Consider the following 21908-nt stretch of genomic DNA (forward strand, 5'->3'; position numbering starts at 1 on the left):
CCCCATCCTGCGTACTCACCCTCACAGGTCGAACAGGCTCTCCTGGAAGTTCTCGACGACATCCCGTCGCGGGTAGAACATGCCCAGCAGCAGGAACGTCTTGGGGCGGGCCGCGACGTTCCCGACGAAGCAGTGCACGGCCTTCTCCGGAGTGACCATCCGGTCGAACCAGCGCTCGCGAAGCTTCTCCTCCACGCCGTCCTTCCCGTAGTGGCGAACGAACTTGCGGTACGACTCACCCGCCTCCCAGTCCCTCAGCCCCATGTCGTGACCACCGCACTCCTGGTCCGCGCATCGGAAGCCGTACCGGAACTCAAGCGGCACCCACTCCAGTTGGCGAAGGTCCTGCGCGAGTAGATCCAACTGGTCTGCCAGGGCTGCCTTCGAAGCTGGCCAGGGCTCGGCAGGAGCCAAGCGGAAGCCGGTGAACTCCGCTGGGCGGAAGACGCCAAGCGACGTTCCTCGAAGCTCCTGGTCCTGCTTTATGGAGCACAGGGACGGCGCTACGAGGGGCTGCATATGCGAGAAGCGTTCGCGCCAGCCGTCCGCTGTCCCGAGGCGCTCGATGACCTTGAGACTCTGCAGGTTGGGGCGCAAGCTCTCGGGACGGCGGTCCCCATGATGTCGCTGCACATCGACCTCGACGATCGAGTACTTGGCGAACTGGCTTTCTTCGTTCAGCAGCCGGAACGGAACCGGGAAGAGCCGCACATGCTGGGGCGCCCCCTGGTCGAGCCGTATGCCGGCCACGCAGCTCGTCTCGTGGTACTTCGCGGACAGTTCCGGATAGGTCTTGACCGTGATCATGATCCGTGCGCGCTGCCAAATCCCCGATCCCATGGTTGCCCCCTCCACTGATCTCCCGATCCGATTGGAGGAGAGGCATGCGCCACCGGCAAGAGCGCGTACAGGAGCGAGGGGCGAAGTCAGGCCAGGGGAATTACGGGCACGGCGGCCCGCTTGCGGACCGTCTCCAGGACGACCTGTCGGTGGCAGCGGCTTTCGTCTTTCTCGAAGCACAGCACCGCGACCCGGGACTGCCGGGCATGCTCTGCGAGGCGCTCGAGATCGGTTTGCGCTTCCTCGGACCGCAGCACGCCACGGAACCGAGCCCGGCCCACGTCGAGGCGGCCCTCCCAGAACGGCGCCCGGTTGTCCCTGGGATTGCCCAGGCCACGCAGGTGGGTGTATTCGATGCCGGCCTCGGCGAGTGCCTGCCCGAGCCGAGTCTTGCTGAAGCCCTTCTTGCGGCTGATCGGTGTAAGTCGTACGTCCGCCACGACATCAATACGGCTGTCGAGGAGAGAGGAGACGAACGAGTCGATGTCCCGGCCTTCGTACCCTGCGGACCAGAGGCCGGGAGCGACCTTGGCCCCCTGGAAGAGTTCATCGAGGGAGACTTCAAGTGCCTCGGCGACTGCTCCGACGGTGAAGAAACCTGGCTGGATCGCTCCCTCGCTCTCCAGACCGGCCAGCGTTCCTACGGTGATGCCAGCTTCCTTGGAGAGCCGCTCCCGCGACCATCCTCGAGCCTCCCGCATCGCTCGCACGCGCTGGGCGAGTGCTCGGGCGTGGTCGTGGGGACGCGCTGAGTGATGGCTTGCCATGTGTCGTGATCCTAAGGGCGGTTGAGGCGGGCGGGCATGGTGTTCCCGGCCGACTACTAGGCTGGATTCGCGAACGCGCAGGTCCGAGTGCCCTAAGCCGCCGCACTTCAGACGGCCTCACCAGTCACCCACTGGGAGAACCCGACCAAGATTCTCCCAGATTTCTCCCAAGCGATCTCCAGGAACAACTCAGGGGCCTGATCCATCAACTGGATCAGGCCCCTGACCTGGTACTTCACTGTCGGGGTGGCGGGATTTGAACCCACGACCTCTTCGTCCCGAACGAAGCGCGCTGCCAAGCTGCGCTACACCCCGATGTCGCTGCTTGTCCTGCTTGTCGCGGCGACGTCGTTTACTTTAGCCCACCGGTGGCCGGAGACGAAATCCGGTTTTGGCTCGGTGAGTGATCGGGTTCGGGCGGGCGTGGTCGAGGGCTACGAGGACGACTGCGAGGGCGTAGAAGGCCAGCCCGAGCAGGAGGGCGTTGGCCAGGGTGTGCTTGTAACCGTGGGCCTCGGCGTCGAGGAACGGGTAGAGATAGCGGCCCGGAGTGCCGGCGGTGATCACCTGGGCGCGGGCCAGGGAGAACGCCAGGTAGGCGACGGGGTAGAGCATCCATGTCGCGGCCCGGCGCAGGCGCATCTGGCCCGGCGCTGTCAAGAGCAGCCAGTCGAGGACGGCGGCCACCGGTGTCACCGAGTGCAGGAGGTGGCCGGCGACCGCGTGCCAGCCCGTGGGGGCGGTGTTGGTGCTGGTCACCGAGAAGGGGACGGACGCGTCGGCCAGGAGCAGGTGGTACACCAGGCCGGTGATCACGACGTAGAGGAGCGCCGCCCCCGTCAGGGCCGCGGGGAGCGGTCGGCGGGCGGTCCATGCGCGGCGGGCGGACAGCAGCGTGACCAGGGCCAGCAGGATGTTGCTCTGGATCGCGAAGTGGCTCAGTACCCGCAGCGGGCTGCCGAGCAGGAAGGCGAGGGTCACGCCCGCCGCGGCCGTGCCGGCCAGCAGTAGGCGGAGCGTGGCGGCCAGGTGGCGGCGCACGGGGGCGACCACCGCCGAGGCGGGGACGGAGGAGAGCAGGAGCGCGTGGGTCCGCGGAATCGCAGGCAGATCCGGGAGGTCCCTGGGTATCGGCGCGGTCATGCCTTCACGCTAGGCAAAGGTGATGAAACGGGCGATACGGGTGGGCTGTTCGGGGGACCCGTCGAACATCCGAGGAGGAGCCCCGGGTGTCCCTTCCAGGCTCCAAGGGGTCCATCTCGGTCACCAGTCACCCAGACGCCAGTCACCCAGTCACCCAGTCACCCAGTTACCAGTTACGCATCACGCATCACGCATCACGCATCACACGCGTCACGCATCACGTTCGCTCACGGGCCGGACGCGTCCGCGCTCGCAGGGCACCGGCGCGGCCCGCCCCGGGACGCGTCCCTCACGCCCGGGGAGGGAAAGCCGGCGTACGGCGTACGTCCTACTGCTTCTCCACCAGCGTGAGCAGCGTTACCTCCGGCGGGCAGGCGAACCTGATCGGGGTGTAGCGGCTGGCGCCGCAGCCCGCGGAGACGTGCAGGTAGGAGGTGCGGCCCTCGGCCGTGTGGGTCGACAGGCCCTTCACGCGGTCCGTGTCCAGGTCGCAGTTGGTGACCAGGGCTCCGTAGAAGGGGATGCACACCTGGCCGCCGTGGGTGTGGCCGGCCAGGATCAGGGGGTAGCCGTCGGCCGCGAAGGGGTCCAGGGCCCGCAGGTACGGGGCGTGCACCACGCCCATCGAGAAGTCGGCCGACGCGGACGGGCCGCCGGCCACCCGGGCGTAGCGGTCGCGCTTGATGTGGGGGTCGTCGAGGCCCGTCAGCTCCACGGACGCGCCCTCGGTCTTCAGCGTGCCCCGGGTGTTCGTCAGGTTCAGCCAGCCCGCGGCGTCGAAACCGTCCCGCAGGTCCTCCCACGGGTTGTGGACGACGTTCGTCGCGGGCGGGTTGCCGTTCAGCCCGTGACGTCCCTGGGTCTTCTCGAGGAGATAGCGGGCGGGGTTGCGCAGCTTGGGCCCGTAGTAGTCGTTGGAGCCGAAGACGTAGGCGCCCGGGAACTCCATCAGGGGGCCGAGCGCGTCCAGGGTCTCCGGGACGCCCTTGGGGTCGGACAGGTTGTCGCCCGTGTTGATCACGAAGTCGGGGCGCAGACCGGCCAGCGAGCGCAGCCAGCGCTGCTTCTTGCGCTGGCCGCCGACCATGTGGATGTCGGAGACGTGCAGCACACGCAGGGGACGCATTCCGGCGGGCAGGACGGGGACGGTGACCCGTCGGAGGCGGAAGGAGCGGGCTTCGAAACCCGCCGCGTACGCCAGACCGGCGGCGCCGGCCGCAGCAAGGGACAGGGGTACTCCGTATCGCGCGCGCATGCGTCCATCGTGTCAGACGCCGTCAACCCCCTTCGCCTGCCGCCCCTTTAAATGGGCGGGCGGGCGGACGTCCGCACCTGCGACAATCGGACCCATGACCACGCTCAAGTCGAAGCTGCACGATGACCTCAACGCCGCCATCAAGGAGCGCGACGAGCTCCGCTCCTCGACGCTGCGGCTGACGCTCGCCGCGATCACCAAGGAAGAGGTCGCGGGCAAGGTGAAGCGCGAGCTCTCCGACGACGAGGTCCTCAAGGTGATCAGCAAGGAGGCGAAGAAGCGGCGCGAGGCCGCGGACGCCTTCGCGCAGGGTGGTCGCCCCGAGTCGGCCGAGCGGGAGAAGGCCGAGGGCGAGCTCCTCGCCACGTACCTGCCCAAGCAGCTCAGCGACGAAGAGCTGGACGGCATCGTCGCCCGGGCCGTCTCGGAGGCGAGGGCGGGTGGCGCCGAGGGGCCGCGGGCCATGGGCGCCGTCATGAAGATCGTGAACCCCAAGGTGGCCGGTCTGGCGGAGGGCGGCCGGGTCGCCGCCGCCGTCAAGAAGCACCTCGCGGGCTGACGCCTCGCCTGGCCCACGCCTCCAGCCCTGTAGTACCAGCCCTGTAGTACCAGCCCTCCGGCGGTCTGCCGGGGGCCACTTCTTCAGGGGGCGCGTCCCCGAGGTGCCGGCGGGCCGAAGTTCCCCAGTTCCCCTGACGCGACGAACGGTCCCTGCCTCCTCTCGCGAGAAGAGGGGGCAGGGACCGTTCGTCGCGTCCGTCAGCCTCGGGCCGATCAGCCGCGGCGGCCGCCGTTTCCGTTTCCGTTGGTCTGGCCTCGGAAGAACCCGCCGCCGTCGCCGGCGGTCGAGTTGCCGCCGTTGGTGTTTCCGCCGTTGGTGAGCAGGCCGCTGAGGAAGCCGCCGTCGTCTCCGTTGCCGCCGTCGTCGCCGGTCGCGCCGGCGGCGTTCCCGTCGCCCTTGCCCTTGTCCTTGTCGCGGTTCTTGTCGGGCGGGTTCGGGATGCTGACGAGGTTGAACCGGCCGGAGTCCTTGCCCTCCAGGGCACCGGTCATGGCGTCGCGCCAGATCGGGCCGGGGGTGTCGCCGCCGTAGACCTGGTCGTGGTAGCGGCCGCCGATCCAGATGTTGTTCATCTTGACCTTCTGGGTGGCGCTGCCGACCCAGACGGCGCCGGAGAGCTTCGGGGTGTAGCCGACGAACCAGGCGTTCTTGCGGGAGTCCGTCGTACCCGTCTTACCGGCGTTGTCGCGGCTGTCCAGGCCGGCCTGCTGTCCGGTTCCGGAGTCGACCACACCGCTCAGCAGGGTGTTGACGGTGTCCGCGGTCTTCTCGGACATGGCCCGGGCGCAGGTGGACTTCGGGACCTCGAGCGACTTCTTCGTGCCGCCCACGATCTGGGTGATCGACTCGATGGCGACGGGGCTGCAGTACATGCCGCGAGAGGCGAAGGCGGCGTAGGCGGTGGCCATCGTCAGCGGGGAGATGCCCTTGGAACCGAGCGCGATGGCGGGGACCTCGGGCAGCTTGTCGCCGTTGCCCTGGACGACGTGGAGCGCGTCGGTCATCTTCACCACGGGGCACAGACCGATGTCGGAGATCATCTGCACGAAGTAGGTGTTGACCGAGAGTTCCATGGCCTTGCGCAGCTGGAAGGGGCCCTTCTCGGACTCGCTCTCGTTCTCCAGCTTCTCGCCCCTCGTGTTGACCCACGGCTTGCTGCCGCAGGTCTGCACCGGGCTCGGGTACTGCATCTGGTACGGCGACGAGTACTCCTGGTTCGGCGGCCGGCCCTCCTCCAGCGCGGCCGCGGCCACGAAGGGCTTGAAGGTCGAGCCGGTCGGGAAGCCGAAGTTCGAGCCGCCCATGGAGGAGCCGACGGAGTAGTTGTACTCGGTCTCGTTCTTGCCGTAGCCGTAGGGCTTCGACTGGCCCATGCCGAGGATCTTGCCGGTGCCGGGCTCGACGAGCGTGGCGGCCCCCGCGACCTTGTCCGACTTGTAGACGTGGTCCTTGAGGGAGGCCTGGACGGACTTCTGGGCCTGCGGTTCGAGGGTGGTGCGGATGGTGAGGCCGCCCTGGTTCCAGACCTTCGCCCGCTGTTCCCTGGTCTTGCCGAAGACCGGGTCGCTGAGGAAGACGCGCTCGACGTACTTGCAGAAGAAGCTCGCGCCCTGGACGGCGGTGATGCAGCCGTTCTTCGGCTTCTTGACCTTCAGGCCCAGCGGGGCCTTCTGCGCCTCGGCCGCCTCGGCCTGCGAGATGTCGCCGACCTCGGCCATGCGCGCCAGCACGGTGTTACGGCGCTTGGTGGCCTCGGCCTCGTCGTTGACCGGGTCGTAGCGGCTGGGCGACTGGACGATGCCGGCCAGCAGGGCCGCCTGCGGCAGGGTGAGGGACTTGGCGTGCGTGGAGAAGTAGCGCTGCGAGGCCGCCTCGACGCCGTAGGCCTGCTCGCCGAAGAACGTGATGTTCAGGTAGTTCTCGAGGATCTTCTTCTTGCTGAGCTCTTCCTCGAGCTGGATCGCGTACTTCAGTTCCTTGATCTTGCGGCCGATGGTCTGCTGCGTGGCCTGGGCGACCTTCGTCGGGTCGTCGCCGGCCTCCTCGATGGCCACGTTCTTCACGAGCTGCTGGGTGAGCGTGGAGGCGCCTTGGGCGACTCCGCTGCTCTGCACGTTCTTGTTGAGCGCGCGCAGGACGCCCTTGAGGTCGACCGCGCCGTGCTCGTAGAAGCGGGAGTCCTCGATCGCGACGATCGCCTTCTGCATGAAGGGCGAGATGTTCTTCAGGTCGACGACCGTGCGGTCACGGGAGTAGACCGTGGCGATCTGGCCGCCCTCGGAGTCGAGGATCGTGGTGCGCTGGCTCAGCGGCGGCGTCTTGAGGTTGACCGGGAGTTCGTCGAACGACTCCACCGATCCCTTGGCGGCCAGGCCCAGCACGCCGAACGCGGGCAGGGCGATACCGGCCAGCACCGCTCCCGCGAGCACACTGACACCGAGGAACTTGGCGGCCTGCTGCGTTGGCGACAGACCACCGCCCGAGCGCTTCTTTGGCATGGGGGCAGCCTACGTTCTGATTCGCCGGACACACGTCAATGCCTTGGCCTAAGCTGCTCGCAACTGTCACAGCAGCAGGGCTACGTATCAATACGTCCGGCGACCCCGAATCGTTCCGGATGTTCCCCGGAAACTTTGGTGGGGGCGTGTCCGAATCCGCCTTGTGTGTCACTCGGCGTCCGTTGTGACTCAGCTGAACTGTCCCGTTCGTCGGGTACATCACATATGTCGCGGGCTCACTCCCCCGGGTGATCTGCCGCTTACCCATAGTCCGTTCGGGCCATTCAAGATTGGGCCCGAAGGGGGTGTTGCGCTGTGCCCACCTTCCGTAACGTCCTCAACTGGCGGCGGTGAATATGCCGCTGCCGCCGTGGGGGAGCCTCGATTCGGGAGAGGACGGCGCCGGTATGGGCTGGGTAACCGACTGGAGTGCGCAGGCTGCCTGCCGCACTACCGATCCGGATGAACTGTTCGTTCAGGGAGCAGCGCAGAACAGGGCCAAGGCGGTGTGCACCGGATGCCCGGTACGCACCGAATGTCTGGCAGACGCGCTCGACAACCGCGTCGAGTTCGGCGTGTGGGGAGGCATGACGGAGCGCGAGCGCCGCGCACTGCTGCGCAGGCGTCCGACGGTGACCTCCTGGCGCCGGCTCCTGGAGACGGCGCGCTCGGAGTACGAGCGGGGAGCGGGCATCCTGCCGCTCGACGACGACCAGATGTACGAGAACTACGCGGCGGTGGGCTGAGCGCAGCCCCCGCCTCAGGCGCCGGCGGCGTCGGCGGTGTCGGGCAGCTCCGGCCGTTCGGTCGCGAGCCGGTTGCCGATGTCCCGCAGCCCCGCCAGGTCGTGCACGTCCCCGGGCAGTGCGGCCACCTCGGTCACCGCCACCTCGGGATGCAGCGCGGTGAAGCGGTCCCGCGTGCGCTGCTCGCGGGAGAGCAGGTGCATGCGTTCCGCGTGCAGTCTCAACAGGCTCGCGGTGAGGTCGTCCACGGCCCGGTCCGCCTCGGCCTCCGTCGTACCGCCGGAGTCCGTCGACGTCGGCCCGTCGGGGCCCGTCGGCCGGTTCGCGTGGGTGTCCGTGGCGCCGGTCGAGTCCTCGCCGCCGTCCGTGGTCGTGTCGGTGGCCGGGTCCGCGTCGGTGGGGGCGCCGCGATCCGGACCGGGTGATTCTGAACTGCCGTGTGTGTCGGGAGAGTTACGAAGTCCAGCCTTCCCGTCGTCCTGATCCACAATGCCGGGCTCTTCAAGATTTTCCGCGGCGGCCAGCGCCCGCTCGGCGGACAGCTGGGCGGCGCCGCTGCCGTGGACGCGGTTGAGCACCAGACCGGCCAGCGGCATGTCCTCGGCGGCCAGCCGCTGCACGAAGTAGGCGGCCTCCCGCAGCGCGTCCCGCTCGGGAGCCGCCACCACCAGGAACGCCGTGCCGGGCGCCTGGAGCAGCTTGTACGTGGCGTCCGCGCGCGTGCGGAAGCCGCCGAACATCGAGTCCATCGCCGCCACGAACGTCTGCACGTCCTTCAGCAGTTGGCCGCCGAGCAGTTTGCCCAGCGCGCCCGTCATCATCGACATCCCGACGTTCAGGAACTTCATCCCCGCACGCCCGCCCACCTTCGCCGGCGCGAGCAGGACGCGGATCAGCTTGCCGTCCAGGAACGAGCCGAGCCGCTTGGGCGCGTCCAGGAAGTCCAGCGCCGAACGCGACGGCGGGGTGTCGACGACGATCAGGTCCCACTCGTCCCGCGCGCGGAGCTGCCCGAGCTTCTCCATCGCCATGTACTCCTGCGTGCCCGCGAATCCCGCCGAGAGGGACTGGTAGAACGGGTTCCCCAGGATCGCCGCGGCCCGGTCCGGGTCGGCGTGCGCCTCGACGATCTCGTCGAAGGTGCGCTTCATGTCGAGCATCATCGCGTGCAGTTCGCCGTCCCCCTCGACGCCCTTCACGCGGCGCGGGGTGTTGTCCAGCGAGTCGATGCCCATGGACTGCGCGAGCCGGCGCGCGGGGTCGATGGTGAGGACGACGACCTTGCGGCCGCGCTCGGCCGCCCGGAGCCCCAGGGCCGCCGCCGTCGTCGTCTTGCCGACGCCGCCCGAGCCGCAGCACACCACGATGCGGGTCGTCGGGTCGTCGAGCAGCGGGTCGAGTTCCAGCACGGGCGCGGGGGAGAGCCGGCGCCGGGCGCCTGCCTGGTCGTGGGTCCGGTCCGCACTCATGCGATCCCCTGCTTCCGCAGTTCCGTGGCGAGGTGGTACAGGCCCGCGAGGTCCATGCCCTCGGCGAGCAACGGCAGTTCGTGCAACGGCAGGTCCAGCTCGCCCAGGACCGCGCGCTGCTCGTGCTCCAGCGCGTACCGCTCCGCGTACTCCTCGGCCTGCTTCAGGAGCGGGTCCACCAGCCGCTCGGCGCGCCCGCCGCGCCGCGCCCCGCCCAGCCCCGCCGTGGACAACGACCGGGCGACAGAAGAACGCGTCACCGTCCGTACGAGTTCCAGCCCGTCCTCGTCCAGCACCTCGGGGCGCACCATGTTGACGATGACCCGCCCCACCGGCAGTTTCGCCGCCCGCAATTCGGCGATGCCGTCGGCGGTCTCCTGGACGGGCATCTCCTCCAGCAGCGTCACCAGGTGCACGGCCGTCTCCGGCGACTTCAGCACCCGCATCACGGCCTGCGCCTGATTGTGTATCGGGCCGATCCTGGCCAGCCCGGCGACCTCGTCGTTGACGTTCAGGAAGCGGGTGATGCGCCCCGTGGGCGGGGCGTCCATGACGACGTAGTCGTACACGAACCGCCCGTTCCTGTCCTTGCGCCGTACCGCCTCGCACGCCTTGCCGGTGAGGAGCACGTCCCTCAGGCCCGGCGCGATCGTGGTCGCGAAGTCGATGGCGCCGAGCTTCTTCAGGGCCCGTCCGGCGCCCCCCAGCTTGTAGAACATCTGGAGGTAGTCCAGAAGGGCCAGTTCGGGGTCTATGGCGAGGGCGTACACCTCCCCGCCGCCCGACGCTACGGCGATCTTGCGTTCCTCATAGGGCAACGCCTCTGTCTCGAAGAGCTGCGCGATGCCCTGCCGGCCCTCCACCTCGACGAGAAGCGTGCGCTTCCCCGCCGTGGCGAGGGCCAGCGCGAGGGCCGCGGCGACCGTCGTCTTGCCGGTCCCGCCCTTGCCGCTGACGACCTGGAGCCTGCTCACGTCTTCGAGCGTAACCAGTCGGCGCCCGGGGCGACCGGGAGGCTGTGGACAACGGGGGCGGCAATCGGCCACATGGCCTGGGGAACGGCCCCTCCTCCGGCAGCGGATAAAGTCGCCCCCATGACCAAGTGGGAATACGCAACCGTGCCGCTGCTCGTCCACGCGACGAAGCAGATTCTGGACACCTGGGGCGAGGACGGCTGGGAGCTCGTCCAGGTCGTGCCCGGGCCGAACAACCCGGAGCAGCTCGTCGCGTACCTGAAGCGGGCGAAGGCGTGAGCGCGGTCGAGGCGAGGCTCGCCGAGCTGGGCCTGGCCCTGCCGGCGGTCGTGCCGCCGCTGGCGGCCTACCAGCCCGCGGTGCAGTCCGGCCCCTATGTGTACACGGCCGGCCAGCTGCCCATGGTGGACGGCAAGCTGCCGGTCACCGGCAAGGTCGGCGCCGAGGTCACCCCGGAGGAGGCCAAGGAGCTGGCCCGCACCTGCGCGCTGAACGCCCTGGCCGCCGTCAAGTCGGTCGCGGGCGACCTGGACCGCGTCGCGCGCGTGGTGAAGGTCGTCGGCTTCGTGGCGTCGGCCGCGGACTTCACCGGCCAGCCCGCCGTCCTCAACGGCGCGAGCGAGCTGCTGGGCGAGGTCTTCGGCGACAAGGGCGTGCACGCGCGCAGCGCGGTGGGCGTCGCGGTGCTGCCGCTGGACGCACCGGTGGAGGTCGAGATCCAGGTGGAACTCGCGCCGTAGCGGTACCGGCGCCCCGACCAGGGCCCTTCAGCGGACCATGCCTCTCAGCGGACCGCAGAGCGCTGCGGATCAGGGAGCGCTGCCGGAGAGAGGCGTGAAGAGCCCCGGGAACGTCTGAGGAAGCCGTGGAGGCGTTCCGGGGCCCGTGCAGTGGCTCCGGGAGGCCTTCTCGCACCGTCACGCGCGGCCCGTGGACGTGCCCTGACCTCGGGTACCTCTCGAACATTCGCGCGCCACGGGATAGCCTCGCGCCCATGGCGAATGGGCAGTGGTTCCCCCAGGACTGGCCGGAACGCATCCGCGCGCTGGCGGACGGCACGCTCACCCCGGTCACCCCGAAGCGTGCGGCCACCGTCATGCTCCTGAAGGACACCGAGAGCGGCCCTGTCGTCCACATGCTGCGCCGACGCGCCTCCATGGCCTTCGCCGCGGGCGCGTACGCCTACCCCGGCGGCGGTGTCGACCCGCGCGACGACGACCGGCACGTCCGCTGGGCGGGCCCCACGCGCGCGTGGTGGGCCGAGCGCCTGGGCGTCGACGAGACGGCGGCCCAGGCGATCGTCTGCGCCGCCGTGCGCGAGACGTACGAGGAAGCCGGCGTCCTGCTCGCGGGACCGACCGCGAACTCCGTGGTCAGCGACATCACGGGCGCCGACTGGGAGGCGGACCGGGCCGCGGTGGCCGCCCGCGACCTGTCCTTCGCCGAGTTCCTCGACCGGCGCGGCCTGGTGCTGCGCTCCGACCTCCTCGGCGCCTGGACGCGCTGGATCACGCCCGAGTTCGAGTCGCGGCGCTACGACACCTGGTTCTTCGTGGCCGCTCTCCCCGAGGGGCAGCGCACCCGCAACGCCTCCACGGAGGCCGACCGCACGGTGTGGATCCGTCCGACGGACGCGGCCGCCTCGTACGACCGGGGCGAGCTGCTGATGATGCCGCCGACCATCGCGACGCTGCGCCGGCTCGTCCCGTACGCCACGGCGGCCCAGGCGCTCGCCGCGGCCCCCGACCGCGATCTGGGCCCGGTCCTCGCGCAGGCCCGCCTGGAGGACGGCGTGGTCGTGCTGTCCTGGCCGGGGCACGACGAGTTCACCAAGCACATTCCGGCCGCCGCACCCGGGGGAGAGCCCGCGTGAGGCCCGCCCCGAGCATCCTCGCCGCCCCGGACCGTCGGCGGGCGGCCCCGTCCCGCCCGACGACGGTCCGACGACGCCGGACGGAAGGCCCTTCCGCATGACCGACGCAGCCGCCCTCCCCGGCCAGCCGCGAGGCGGAGTCCTCTCGGGCCCCGCCACCGCGCGCGCGGTCAACGTCCTCGCGCCGAACGCGTCCGCGATGACCCTGGACGGCACGAACACCTGGATCGTCTCCGAGCCGGACTCCGAGCTGGCGGTCGTGATCGACCCGGGCCCGCTGGACGAGCGCCATCTGCGCGCGGTCGTCGACACCGCCGAGCGGGCCGGCAAGCGCGTCGCCCTGACCCTGCTGACGCACGGCCACCCCGACCACGCCGAGGGCGCCGTCCGCTTCGCCGGGCTGACCGGCACCAAGGTGCGGGCCCTGGACCCGGCCGTGCGGCTCGGCGAGGAGGGCCTGGCCGCCTGGGACGTGATCGACGTCGGCGGGCTGGAGCTGCGGGTCGTGCCGACGCCGGGGCACACCGCCGACTCCCTGTGCTTCCACCTCCCGGCCGACCGGGCCGTCCTGACGGGCGACACGATCCTGGGCCGCGGCACGACCGTCGTCGCGCATCCCGACGGCCGCCTGGGCGACTACCTGGACTCCCTGCGGCGGCTGAGGTCCCTCACGGTCGACGACGGCGTCCACACGGTCCTGCCGGGCCACGGGCCGGTCCTGGAGGACGCCCAGGGCGCCGTGGAGTTCTATCTCGCCCACCGCGCCCACCGGCTCGCCCAGGTCGAGACGGCCGTCGAGAACGGCCGCCGCGAGCCCGCCGACGTCGTCGCGCACGTGTACGCCGACGTCGACCGCTCACTGTGGCCGGCCGCGGAACTGTCGGTGCGCGCGCAACTGGAGTACCTGACGGAACACGGGCTCATCTAGGGCCGGTCGCGGAGTCTCTGCCGTAGCCGTAGCCGGCCACGGGTCTCGTCTCTAGGCGTCCTCGGGCCTGGGGGCCTTCACGCCGTGCACGCGCGCGTACTCGTCGGCGAGCCAGGGACCGACGTCGTCCACGTAGGACGAGAGGACGGCGTGGTCGCCCCGCGGCTCGTAGCCGAGGCGGGCCGCCGCGCGCACCTGTTCCGCGCGCGTGGGGTAGTACGCGCCGAACGCTTCCGCCATCTCGTGCAGGTCGCTGGTCCAGCCGTTCCAGCGGGGCATGACGAGGGTGAACGCCGTGCGCACCAGGTGCCGGGACATGAACCGCACCAGAGGCCGCAGGGCCGCCTCGGAGCCGTCCGCCGAGGCGATGCGCTCGCGCCAGCGCGGCAGGAACAGGGCGAGGTCGCCGTTGGTCTCGCGGGCGAGCAGACCGTCCGGGCGGTAGCGGGGCAGGTGCCGGGCGAGGTCCTCGCCGAGGAGCGGGGTGCACAGGCAGGCGACGAAGAACCCGAGGTCGTGCCGCTCCAGATCGCTCAGCAGCCGGGCGCGGCCGAAGAGCAGCGTGCCGCCGCCGTCGATCTGCGGGAACCGCTCGTCGAGGGCGCGGATCAGGGCCCGTCCCGCGGCCCGGTCCGCCTCGGTGGGCTCCTCGTGCAGCGCGATCAGCAGGTCGACGTCGCTGCGCCCCACGCGCGCGGTGCCGCGGGGGATCGACCCGTTGACGTACGCACTGTGCAGCCGGGCCCCGAAGAGGCCCGGGATCCGCTCCCGGGCCGCCTCGACGACGGGTCGGAACTCGTGCGTCACGCGCGCGAGGGAGCCCTCGCGGGCGATGTGCCCCTGGGCGTCGAGGCCGCGGGAGGAAGCCGCGTCGGACATGAGGATGCGGGTCCGGGTGCCGGGTGGACGACGACCGTCAGCGCGACCGCTTGGCCAGCCGCTCCACGTCCAGCAGGATGACGGCGCGCGCCTCCAGACGGAGCCAGCCGCGCTGGGCGAAGTCGGCCAGCGCCTTGTTCACGGTCTCGCGCGAGGCGCCGACGAGCTGCGCCAGCTCCTCCTGCGTGAGGTCGTGAACGACGTGGATGCCTTCCTCGGACTGCACGCCGAAGCGGCGGGAGAGGTCCAGCAGCGCGCGGGCCACGCGGCCGGGGACGTCCGAGAAGACCAGGTCGGACATGGCGTCGTTGGTCTTGCGCAGGCGCCGGGCGACGGCGCGCAGCAGGGCGGTGGCCACCTCGGGGCGGGCGTTCAGCCAGGGCTGGAGGTCGCCGTGGCCGAGGCCGAGGAGCTTGACCTCGGTGAGGGCGGTGGCGGTGGCCGTCCGCGGGCCCGGGTCGAAGAGCGACAGCTCGCCGATCAGCTCGCTGGGGCCCACCACGGCGAGCATGTTCTCCCGGCCGTCCGGGGAGGTGCGGTGGAGCTTGACCTTGCCCTCGGTGACGACGTAGAGCCGGTCGCCGGGGTCGCCTTCGTGGAACAGGGAGTCGCCACGGGCCAGGGTCACCTCGCTCATGGAGGCGCGCAGCTCGGCGGCCTGCTCGTCGTCGAGGGCCGCGAAGAGCGGGTTGCGCCGCAGGACGTCGTCCACGAGTTCTCTCCTTGTCGACCTGCTCAGGGGATCTTGCTCCCCGCGTACCAGGGGTCCGTGTTCCCCGTTTTGCCGGGCGGTCCAAACAGTGTGATCTGTCACAAGGATGCCGCACACATGTCCTGGGGTAAGCGGCAGGGGTCCAATTGGGGGCCGATCTTCAGGGTCCGGGGCGGATGTCCGTGCCGGGCTCTAGGCTGGCCGGGTGTCCAAAACGCCGGTGAGAGCACAGGCCGAGGGGGCTGCGCTGGTGGTTGCACGTCGCGTTTCCGCTGTGGGCGAACATGGCTCCGGTGGTGTCAGGAAAACGGCAAAGGTGACAAACGAGATGCCTGCGAAGAAAGCGGCCGACGGCGCGGATCCGGACGCCGGTCGGCCCGCGTCCGAGGAGATCGCCGGCAGGCCCGCGGTCACGAGGGCCGTCGCGAGGAAGGCAGCCGTCAAGAAGGCAGCCGCTAAGAAGACCGCTGCCAAGAGGACCGCCGTCAAGAAGACCGGCGCCGACGAGGCCGTCGTCGAAAAGGCCGTCGTCGGGAAGCCGCCCGCGGTCAAGCCGCCCGCGGTCAAGGCGGGCGGCGGCAAGCCGGAGTCGCGGACCGCTCTCGTGCGCCGCGCCCGCCGCATCAACCGCGAACTCGCCGAGATCTATCCGTACGCCCACCCCGAGCTGGACTTCGAGAACCCGTTCCAGCTGGTCATCGCCACCGTGCTGTCCGCCCAGACCACCGACCTGCGGGTGAACCAGACGACCCCCGCTTTGTTCGCCGCGTACCCCACCCCCGAGGACCTGGCGGCCGCGGACCCGGAGCGGGTCGAGGAGATCCTGCGCCCCACCGGGTTCTTCCGGGCCAAGACCAAGTCGGTGATAGGCCTCTCCAAGGCTCTGGTGGAGGAGTTCGGCGGCGAGGTCCCCGGTCGGCTGGAAGACCTGGTGAAGCTGCCCGGCGTCGGCCGCAAGACCGCCTTCGTGGTGCTGGGCAACGCGTTCGGCCGGCCCGGGATCACCGTGGACACCCACTTCCAGCGGCTCGTGCGGCGTTGGAAGTGGACCGAGCAGAGCGAGCCCGACAAGATCGAGGCCGCCGTCGGCGCGCTGTTCCCCAAGAGCGAGTGGACGATGCTCTCGCACCACGTGATCTTCCACGGCCGCCGCATCTGCCACGCCCGCAAGCCGGCCTGCGGCGCCTGCCCGATCGCCCCGCTCTGCCCGGCCTACGGCGAGGGCGAGACGGACCCGGAGAAGGCGAAGAAGCTGCTGAAGTACGAGAAGGGCGGCTTCCCCGGCCAGCGTCTGAACCCGCCCCGGTCCTACCTGGAAGCGGGCGGCCGCCCCGCGCCGCCGCTGGGGGCCGGATGACGGCAGGACGGCCGGCCGCGGGGGCGGACGCTGGGCGGCTCGCGGAACGATCTGCCGGTGTTCGGGCGTTGTATGCGGCAGAACGGGGGGTGGTGTGAGGATGACGCGCACGAGCGGTACCCAGGGCGGTCCGGTGACTCTCAGCAAGGAGGGCCTGCCCGTCTGGCTGGACCCGGTGGTGCACGCGGTGGAGACGGTGCGGCCGCGTCAGCTCAGCCGTTTCCTGCCGCCGGAGAACGGCGCGGGGCGCCAGTCGGCCGTCCTGATCCTGTTCGGCGAAGGCGAGCGCGGCCCCGAGATGCTGCTCATGGAGCGGGCCACCTCCCTGCGCTCGCACGCCGGTCAGCCCTCCTTCCCGGGCGGCGCCCTGGACCCGGTCGACGGCGACCCGCACGGTGACGGGCCGCTCAGGGCGGCTCTCCGTGAGGCCGAGGAGGAGACGGGCCTCGATCCGTCCGGCGTCCAGCTCTTCGGCGTGCTGCCCAAGCTGTACATCCCGGTCAGCGGGTTCGTCGTCACGCCGGTCCTGGGCTGGTGGCGCGAGCCGAGCCCGGTCGGCGTCGTCGATCCCGGGGAGACGGCGCGGGTGTTCACGGTGCCCGTGGCGGATCTCACGAATCCGGCCAACCGGGCCACGACGGTGCATCCCAGCGGCCACCGCGGCCCGGCATTCCTGGTCGAATCCGCACTTGTGTGGGGGTTCACGGCCGGTGTCATCGACCGTCTGCTGCACTTCGCGGGCTGGGAGGTTCCCTGGGACCGGGAGAAGCAGGTCCCGCTGGACTGGCGGTCATGACAGGGTGATCCCCGTGAATGTGCTGGACATCCTGTTGCTGGTCGCGGCCGTCTGGTTCGCGGTGGTGGGCTACCGCCAGGGCTTCGTCGTCGGCATCCTGTCGGTGATCGGCTTTCTGGGCGGTGGCCTCGTGGCCGTCTACCTGCTGCCCGTCGCCTGGGACGCCCTGACCGAGAACTCCGAGGTGAGCACCACGGCCGCGGTCGTCGCGGTCATCGTCGTGATCGTGTGCGCCTCGGTCGGCCAGGCCCTCACCACCCACCTCGGCAACAAGCTGCGCCGGTTCATCACCTGGTCCCCGGCCCGCGCGCTGGACGCCACGGGCGGCGCGCTCGTCAACGTGGTCGCGATGCTGCTGGTCGCGTGGCTGATCGGGTCCGCCCTCGCCGGCACCACGCTGCCGACGCTGGGCAAGGAGGTGCGCAGCTCCAACGTGCTGCAGGGCGTGTCCCGGGCGCTGCCCGCACAGGCCGACACCTGGTTCGCCGACTTCTCCTCCGTGCTGGCGCAGAACGGCTTCCCGCAGGTGTTCAGCCCGTTCTCCAACGAGCCGATCACCGACGTCCAGCCGCCCGACCCCGCCCTGGCCAAGAGCCCGGTGGCCACACGCGCACGGCGCTCCATCGTCAAGGTCATGGGCACCGCGGAGAGCTGCGGCAAGGTCCTGGAGGGCACCGGCTTCGTGTTCGGCGAGCGGCGCGTCATGACCAACGCGCACGTCGTCGGCGGCGTCGACGAGCCGACCGTCCAGATAGGCGGCGAGGGCCGCAAGTACGACGCGACGGTCGTCCTGTACGACTGGAAGCGGGACATCGCCGTCCTCGACGTGCCGGAACTCGACGCGCCCGTGCTGCAGTTCTCCACCGGCGACGCGGCGAGCGGTGACAGCGCGATCGTGGCCGGCTTCCCCGAGAACGGGTCGTACGACGTGCGGGCCGCGCGGGTGCGCGGTCGCATCACCGCCAACGGCCCGGACATCTACCACCGCGGCACCGTGCGCCGTGACGTGTACTCGCTGTACGCGACGGTCCGTCAGGGCAACTCCGGAGGCCCGCTGCTCACCGCCGACGGCAAGGTGTACGGCGTGGTCTTCGCGAAGTCGCTCGACGACGCCGAGACGGGCTACGCGCTGACCGCCGACGAGATCCGTCAGGACGTCACCTCCGGCCGGAGCGCGGGCCAGCAGGTGGACAGCGACAGCTGCGCCCTCTGAGGGACAGCCGCGTCCCGCGAGGGACAGCCGGTCCTCCGAGGGGTCGACGGCCGCTGGGCCGTCGCGGTGCAGCGGCGGTCGCCGGGCCATCGTCCTGCGGACGGGCGCGGTCGCCGGGTCCTTCGGCGGATCAGCCGTGGCCGCTGGGCCGTCCGGCGGACAGCCACGGCTGTTGGGTCGTCCGGCGGATCGGGCGGGGGCTCCGGGCCGTCCGGCGGGTCAGCCGCGTGGGTGACGCAGGCGGACCGACACCCAGCGGGCCCGGCGACGCAGGATGCGCGGAATGCCCACGCGCAGATCGGTACCCGGCAGCTGCGGGTTCGCGGCACCTCGCTGGTGGGTGCTCAGGCCACTGGCCGAGCGGCGGGTGCGTCCTGCGTCACTGTAGTCGTGCGTCCAGCCCATACCCGGACGTCTGCCCCTGCCCCAAGGTCGATAACCGCCCTCGGGACCGCCAATTGGCCTATGCGTCGGGCATTTGGCTGTTCGTCGTACAGGTGTCCTGGTCCGGATACCGGGCGCGATCGATCTGTCACCGATCGGGTTCGGGATCCTTCAGCCAATTGACCAGTTCGGTGGAGAAGGCGACCGGATCCTCTTCGTGCGGGAAGTGTCCGAGACCGTCGAACAACCGCCAGCGGTACGGCGCTTCGACGTACTCGCCGGAACCGGCCGCGCTGCGGGTGCGCATCACCGGATCGAGGGAACCGTGCAGATGCAGTGTGGGCACCCGCACGGGCCGCTTCATACGCCGGTAGAACTGGACGCCGTCCGGCCGCGCCAGGGAGCGGACCAGCCAGCGGTACGGCTCCACGGCGCAGTGCGCGGTGGAGGGGATGCACATCGCGCGCCGGTACGCCTCCACCGCCTCGTCCTCCGGCAGCGTCGGCCCCGACCAGTCGCGGATCAGCCGGCCCACCAGCTCGCCGCCGTCCGCGGTCAGCCGGCGCTCGGGGATCCACGGCCGCTGGAAGCCCCAGATGTGGGAACTCGCGGAGGTCTGCCGGACGTCGGCGAGCATCGCCGACCGCCAGCGCCGGGGATGGGGCATGGAGGCGACGGCGAGCCGGCGGACGAGCTTGGGACGCATCACGGCCGCCGTCCACGCCAGGTAGCCGCCGAGGTCGTGGCCGACCAGCGCGGCGTCCGGCTCGCCCAGGGAGCGGATCACGCCCGTGATGTCGAGCGCGAGGTTGGCCGGGTCGTACCCGCGGGGTGTGCGGTCGCTGCCGCCCACGCCCCGCAGGTCCATCGCGACGGCCCGGAAACCCGCGTCCGCCAGGGCCACCAGCTGGTGCCGCCAGGTCCACCAGAACTGCGGGAAGCCGTGGACGAGCATGACCAGCGGCCCGTCGCCCGCCTCCGCGATGTGGAACCGCGCGCCGTTGGCGGCGACCTCGCGGTGGGTGACCGGCACGCCGAAGACGGCGTCCGGCCGTACGACCGAAGCCGGCTGGGCCGCAGGGGTGATGCCGTCGGGGTCCGTCATGACGATGAGCGTGCCACAGCCTCGATGGCCTCCGGGACCCTGTCCTGTGCCAGCTCGGGCCTCGGGTGCGGCTTGGCGTTCTGCAGGACGCCCGCCGACTCCTTCACGGACGCGGCGACCTTCTGCGGGCCCTTGCTCTTCTGCGCCTTCTTCGCGAAGACCACGCCGATCAGCACCAGGAGGAGCGCGACCAGCACGTTCGCCGCGAAGGACAGCAGGAAGCAGATCGCGAGGTTCCAGTCGCTCCAGGTCCGGATGCCGTACGCCAGGGCGAAGTTCAGCATCGGCAGCGAGAACAGCAGCACCGCGCCGGCCACCGAGAAGGCGCCGCCGCTCACCGCGCCGCGCTTGACGTCCTGCTTCAGCTGCGCCTTCGCCAGCGCGATCTCGTCGTGCACCAGCGCCGACAACTCGGTCGTCGCCGAGGCGAACAGCTGGCCGATGCTGCGTTCGGCGCCGACCGGGCTGCCGTCGGGTGCGCTCATCGCGTTCTCCCTCTCCTGCTGCACTGTGTTTCCGACTTCTTTTGTACCGTCCCGTCAGATCATGCCGGACGGTCGTCGTCCTCGCCTGCCCCGCCCGGTACTTCGGCAAGCCCGTGGCGCGCGTCCTCGTCCTCGCGGGCGAGCCGGCGGGTGATCTCCGCGGCCGTCCGGCGGTGCTCCGCCGCCTTGGCCTCGTGGATGTCCGCCATGCGCAGGTGGTACGACGGGTCGTCCTGCTCGTAGACGTCCGGGATGCCGTCGAGGTCCTCGTCGCGCTCCTCGTTCTCGCACAGCCGGCGGTACTTGGCGTTGCGCAGCTTCAGCAGGACCGTCGCCAGGCCCGCCGCGATCACCGATCCCAGCAGGACGGCGGCCTTGGCCTCGTCGGTGAGTACCGCGTCGCCCTCGAAGGCCAGTTCGCCGATCAGCAGCGAGACGGTGAATCCGATGCCGGCCAGCGACGCGACGGCGAAGACGTCGGCCCAGGCGAGGTCCTCGCTGAGCGAGGCACGGGTGAAACGCGAGGTCAGCCAGGTGCCGCCGAAGATGCCGACCGTCTTGCCGACGACGAGACCGAGAACGACGCCCAGCGTCTCCGGTTTGCCGAAGACGTCCGCGAGGGCCGGGCCCGAGATCGTCACACCGGCGCTGAACAGGGCGAACAGCGGGACCGCGAGACCGGCGGAGAACGGTCGCACGAGATGCTCGATCCGCTCGCCGGGCGAGTGCTCCTCCCCGTCGCGGGTCGTGCAGCGCAGCATCAGGCCCATCGCGACGCCGGCGATCGTGGCGTGCACGCCGCTGTTGTACATCAGCGCCCAGATCACGAGCGCGAGCGGCAGATAGACGTACCAGCCGCGCACGTTCCGGCGCAGCAGCGCCCAGAACACGACGAGCCCGGCGACCGCTCCGGCCAGCGCCGCGAAGTCGATGCTGCTGGTGAAGAACACCGCGATGATCAGGATGGCGAACAGGTCGTCGACGACGGCGAGGGTGAGTAGGAAGGCGCGCAGGGCGCTCGGCAGGGATGTGCCGATGACGGCGAGCACGGCCAGGGCGAACGCGATGTCGGTGGCCGTGGGCACGGCCCATCCGGCCAGGGAGCCGCCCCCGATGACGTTGGTGAACGTGTAGACCAGCGCCGGCACGGCCATGCCGCACAGCGCGGCCACCACGGGAAGCGCGGCCGCCCGCGGGTCCTTGAGGTCGCCGGCGACGAGTTCGCGCTTCAGCTCGATGCCGGCGACGAAGAAGAACACGGCGAGCAGGCCGTCGGCCGCCCAGTGGGCGATGGACAGGTGCAGCCCGATGGCCCCGGGGCCCAGGTGGAAGTCGCTGACGCTCTCGTAGCTGTCGTGCAGCGCGGGCACGTTCGCCCAGATCAGCGCCGTGACGGCGGCGAAGAGCAGCAGCACGCCGCCCACGGTCTCGGTGCGCAGCGCCTCCGCGACGAAACTCCGCTCGGGAAGAGAGAGCCGTCCGAGGGCACGACGGGGGCTTGGGGTGCGGGGCGCGGTCACGGGGGCGACCTCCGGTCGGTGGGCAGGACGGAGCGACTTGCCGACCAGACTTCCCGGCGCACCATGAGGGTCACGTTGTTTTGTTTACTTTACCTAAAAAGCAGCCCAGGGGCATCGGGCGGCATCCGATGCCTCTCACGGGCATCGGTGCCTCTCACGGTAGGCGCACGTCCCACGGCAGGCACACCTGCCACGGCAGGCGCTCGTCCCACGGCAGGCACACCTCCCACGGTAGGCACAAAGAGGCCGCGGTGCCGCGTCGTGCGGGGCGCTGCTCCGCGGTGTCCTGGCCTGCGGGGCGCTGCCTTGCGCCGGTGGTGTTCCGCCGTGTCGTGGTGCCTTGCGGTGCTTGTGAGGCCCCCCTCGTGGATTCCGTCCCTTGGCTTGGGCCGCCCCCTGCCG

22 protein-coding genes and 1 tRNA gene are annotated in these 21908 nt (G+C 70.7%); 9 read left to right on the forward strand and 14 right to left on the reverse strand.

What is annotated here, in order from left to right:
- Nucleotides 1-21: 21 nt before the first annotated feature.
- The 5 genes from OG802_RS19475 to OG802_RS19495 all read right to left on the reverse strand — a co-directional run bounded on the left by OG802_RS19475 (nucleotide 22) and on the right by OG802_RS19495 (nucleotide 4005).
- Entirely contained in the window at nucleotides 22-840 is an 819-nt protein-coding gene (locus tag OG802_RS19475) for a hypothetical protein (RefSeq protein WP_329412204.1), read from the reverse strand.
- A gap of 86 nt (nucleotides 841-926) precedes the next feature.
- Complete coding sequence (locus OG802_RS19480) at nucleotides 927-1607, reverse strand: DUF488 family protein, N3 subclade (RefSeq protein ID WP_329412206.1); 681 nt, start codon at nucleotides 1605-1607, stop codon at nucleotides 927-929.
- Between the two features lie 241 nt (nucleotides 1608-1848).
- A tRNA-Pro gene (locus tag OG802_RS19485) sits at nucleotides 1849-1922 on the reverse strand.
- 42 nt (nucleotides 1923-1964) lie between these two features.
- Complete coding sequence (locus tag OG802_RS19490) at nucleotides 1965-2750, reverse strand: Pr6Pr family membrane protein (RefSeq protein WP_329412208.1); 786 nt, start codon at nucleotides 2748-2750, stop codon at nucleotides 1965-1967.
- 328 nt (nucleotides 2751-3078) lie between these two features.
- Complete coding sequence (locus tag OG802_RS19495) at nucleotides 3079-4005, reverse strand: metallophosphoesterase (protein ID WP_329412210.1); 927 nt, start codon at nucleotides 4003-4005, stop codon at nucleotides 3079-3081.
- 94 nt (nucleotides 4006-4099) lie between these two features.
- On the opposite strand from OG802_RS19495, the gene OG802_RS19500 reads away from it, so the two are divergent.
- A complete protein-coding gene (locus tag OG802_RS19500) occupies nucleotides 4100-4564 on the forward strand; it encodes a GatB/YqeY domain-containing protein (RefSeq protein WP_329412212.1) in 465 nt (154 codons plus the stop codon).
- Between the two features lie 215 nt (nucleotides 4565-4779).
- On the opposite strand, the gene OG802_RS19505 is transcribed toward OG802_RS19500, so the two are convergent.
- Nucleotides 4780-7065 carry a transglycosylase domain-containing protein gene (locus tag OG802_RS19505; protein ID WP_329412214.1) on the reverse strand — a complete coding sequence of 762 codons (2286 nt, stop codon included), beginning with the start codon at nucleotides 7063-7065 and terminating at the stop codon, nucleotides 4780-4782.
- A 407-nt stretch (nucleotides 7066-7472) separates the two neighbouring features.
- Between OG802_RS19505 and wblA the strand changes: the two genes are divergently transcribed.
- Complete coding sequence (gene wblA / locus OG802_RS19510; RefSeq protein WP_069768403.1) at nucleotides 7473-7811, forward strand: transcriptional regulator WblA; 339 nt, start codon at nucleotides 7473-7475, stop codon at nucleotides 7809-7811.
- 14 nt (nucleotides 7812-7825) lie between these two features.
- Here the strand turns inward: wblA and OG802_RS19515 are convergent, their stop codons facing one another.
- Together OG802_RS19515 and OG802_RS19520 are read right to left on the reverse strand one after the other, a co-directional pair.
- Nucleotides 7826-9280 (reverse strand): ArsA family ATPase, encoded by a 1455-nt coding sequence (locus tag OG802_RS19515; RefSeq protein ID WP_329412216.1) that lies wholly within the window; start codon nucleotides 9278-9280, stop codon nucleotides 7826-7828.
- Nucleotides 9277-10254, reverse strand: a complete 978-nt coding sequence (locus tag OG802_RS19520) for an ArsA-related P-loop ATPase (protein WP_329412218.1) — start codon at nucleotides 10252-10254, stop codon at nucleotides 9277-9279. Before OG802_RS19520 ends, OG802_RS19515 begins: the two co-directional genes overlap by 4 nt.
- Before the next feature lie 120 nt (nucleotides 10255-10374).
- Here OG802_RS19520 and OG802_RS19525 point away from each other — a divergent pair, with 120 nt between their 5' ends.
- From OG802_RS19525 to OG802_RS19540, 4 genes are all read left to right on the forward strand, one after another.
- Nucleotides 10375-10533 (forward strand): DUF4177 domain-containing protein, encoded by a 159-nt coding sequence (locus OG802_RS19525; protein ID WP_020129281.1) that lies wholly within the window; start codon nucleotides 10375-10377, stop codon nucleotides 10531-10533.
- The gene (locus OG802_RS19530; RefSeq protein WP_329412220.1) at nucleotides 10530-10994 is read left to right on the forward strand and encodes a RidA family protein; all 465 of its coding nucleotides are present in this window, start codon (nucleotides 10530-10532) and stop codon (nucleotides 10992-10994) included. Before OG802_RS19525 ends, OG802_RS19530 begins: the two co-directional genes overlap by 4 nt.
- Before the next feature lie 254 nt (nucleotides 10995-11248).
- Nucleotides 11249-12127, forward strand: a complete 879-nt coding sequence (locus OG802_RS19535) for an NUDIX hydrolase (protein ID WP_329412223.1) — start codon at nucleotides 11249-11251, stop codon at nucleotides 12125-12127.
- Between the two features lie 97 nt (nucleotides 12128-12224).
- Nucleotides 12225-13055 (forward strand): MBL fold metallo-hydrolase, encoded by an 831-nt coding sequence (locus OG802_RS19540; RefSeq protein ID WP_329412225.1) that lies wholly within the window; start codon nucleotides 12225-12227, stop codon nucleotides 13053-13055.
- A 51-nt stretch (nucleotides 13056-13106) separates the two neighbouring features.
- On the opposite strand, the gene OG802_RS19545 is transcribed toward OG802_RS19540, so the two are convergent.
- The gene (locus OG802_RS19545; RefSeq protein ID WP_329412227.1) at nucleotides 13107-13934 is read right to left on the reverse strand and encodes a nucleotidyltransferase domain-containing protein; all 828 of its coding nucleotides are present in this window, start codon (nucleotides 13932-13934) and stop codon (nucleotides 13107-13109) included.
- Between the two features lie 37 nt (nucleotides 13935-13971).
- Nucleotides 13972-14646: a Crp/Fnr family transcriptional regulator gene (locus OG802_RS19550; RefSeq protein WP_020129286.1), complete on the reverse strand. Its 675-nt coding sequence runs from the start codon at nucleotides 14644-14646 to the stop codon at nucleotides 13972-13974.
- A 328-nt stretch (nucleotides 14647-14974) separates the two neighbouring features.
- Here OG802_RS19550 and nth point away from each other — a divergent pair, with 328 nt between their 5' ends.
- From nth to OG802_RS19565, 3 genes are all read left to right on the forward strand, one after another.
- Entirely contained in the window at nucleotides 14975-16003 is a 1029-nt protein-coding gene (gene nth / locus OG802_RS19555) for an endonuclease III (RefSeq protein WP_329412229.1), read from the forward strand.
- A 100-nt stretch (nucleotides 16004-16103) separates the two neighbouring features.
- The gene (locus tag OG802_RS19560) at nucleotides 16104-16799 is read left to right on the forward strand and encodes an NUDIX hydrolase (RefSeq protein WP_329412232.1); all 696 of its coding nucleotides are present in this window, start codon (nucleotides 16104-16106) and stop codon (nucleotides 16797-16799) included.
- 13 nt (nucleotides 16800-16812) lie between these two features.
- On the forward strand, nucleotides 16813-18012 hold the full coding sequence (locus tag OG802_RS19565) for a MarP family serine protease (RefSeq protein WP_329412234.1): 1200 nt from the start codon (nucleotides 16813-16815) through the stop codon (nucleotides 18010-18012).
- Nucleotides 18013-18231: 219 nt separating this feature from the next.
- Here OG802_RS19565 and OG802_RS19570 read toward each other — a convergent pair whose 3' ends face one another.
- The 4 genes from OG802_RS19570 to nhaA form a co-directional block, all read right to left on the reverse strand.
- A complete protein-coding gene (locus OG802_RS19570; protein ID WP_329412236.1) occupies nucleotides 18232-18417 on the reverse strand; it encodes a hypothetical protein in 186 nt (61 codons plus the stop codon).
- Between the two features lie 127 nt (nucleotides 18418-18544).
- A complete protein-coding gene (locus OG802_RS19575) occupies nucleotides 18545-19501 on the reverse strand; it encodes an alpha/beta fold hydrolase (RefSeq protein WP_329412238.1) in 957 nt (318 codons plus the stop codon).
- Complete coding sequence (locus tag OG802_RS19580; protein WP_329412240.1) at nucleotides 19498-19986, reverse strand: phage holin family protein; 489 nt, start codon at nucleotides 19984-19986, stop codon at nucleotides 19498-19500. Before OG802_RS19580 ends, OG802_RS19575 begins: the two co-directional genes overlap by 4 nt.
- A 59-nt stretch (nucleotides 19987-20045) precedes the next feature.
- The gene (gene nhaA, locus OG802_RS19585) at nucleotides 20046-21506 is read right to left on the reverse strand and encodes a Na+/H+ antiporter NhaA (protein ID WP_329412242.1); all 1461 of its coding nucleotides are present in this window, start codon (nucleotides 21504-21506) and stop codon (nucleotides 20046-20048) included.
- Between the last annotated feature and the right edge of the window lie 402 nt (nucleotides 21507-21908).

This window comes from Streptomyces sp. NBC_00704, from assembly GCF_036226605.1.
Taxonomy (GTDB): Bacteria; Actinomycetota; Actinomycetes; order Streptomycetales; family Streptomycetaceae; genus Streptomyces.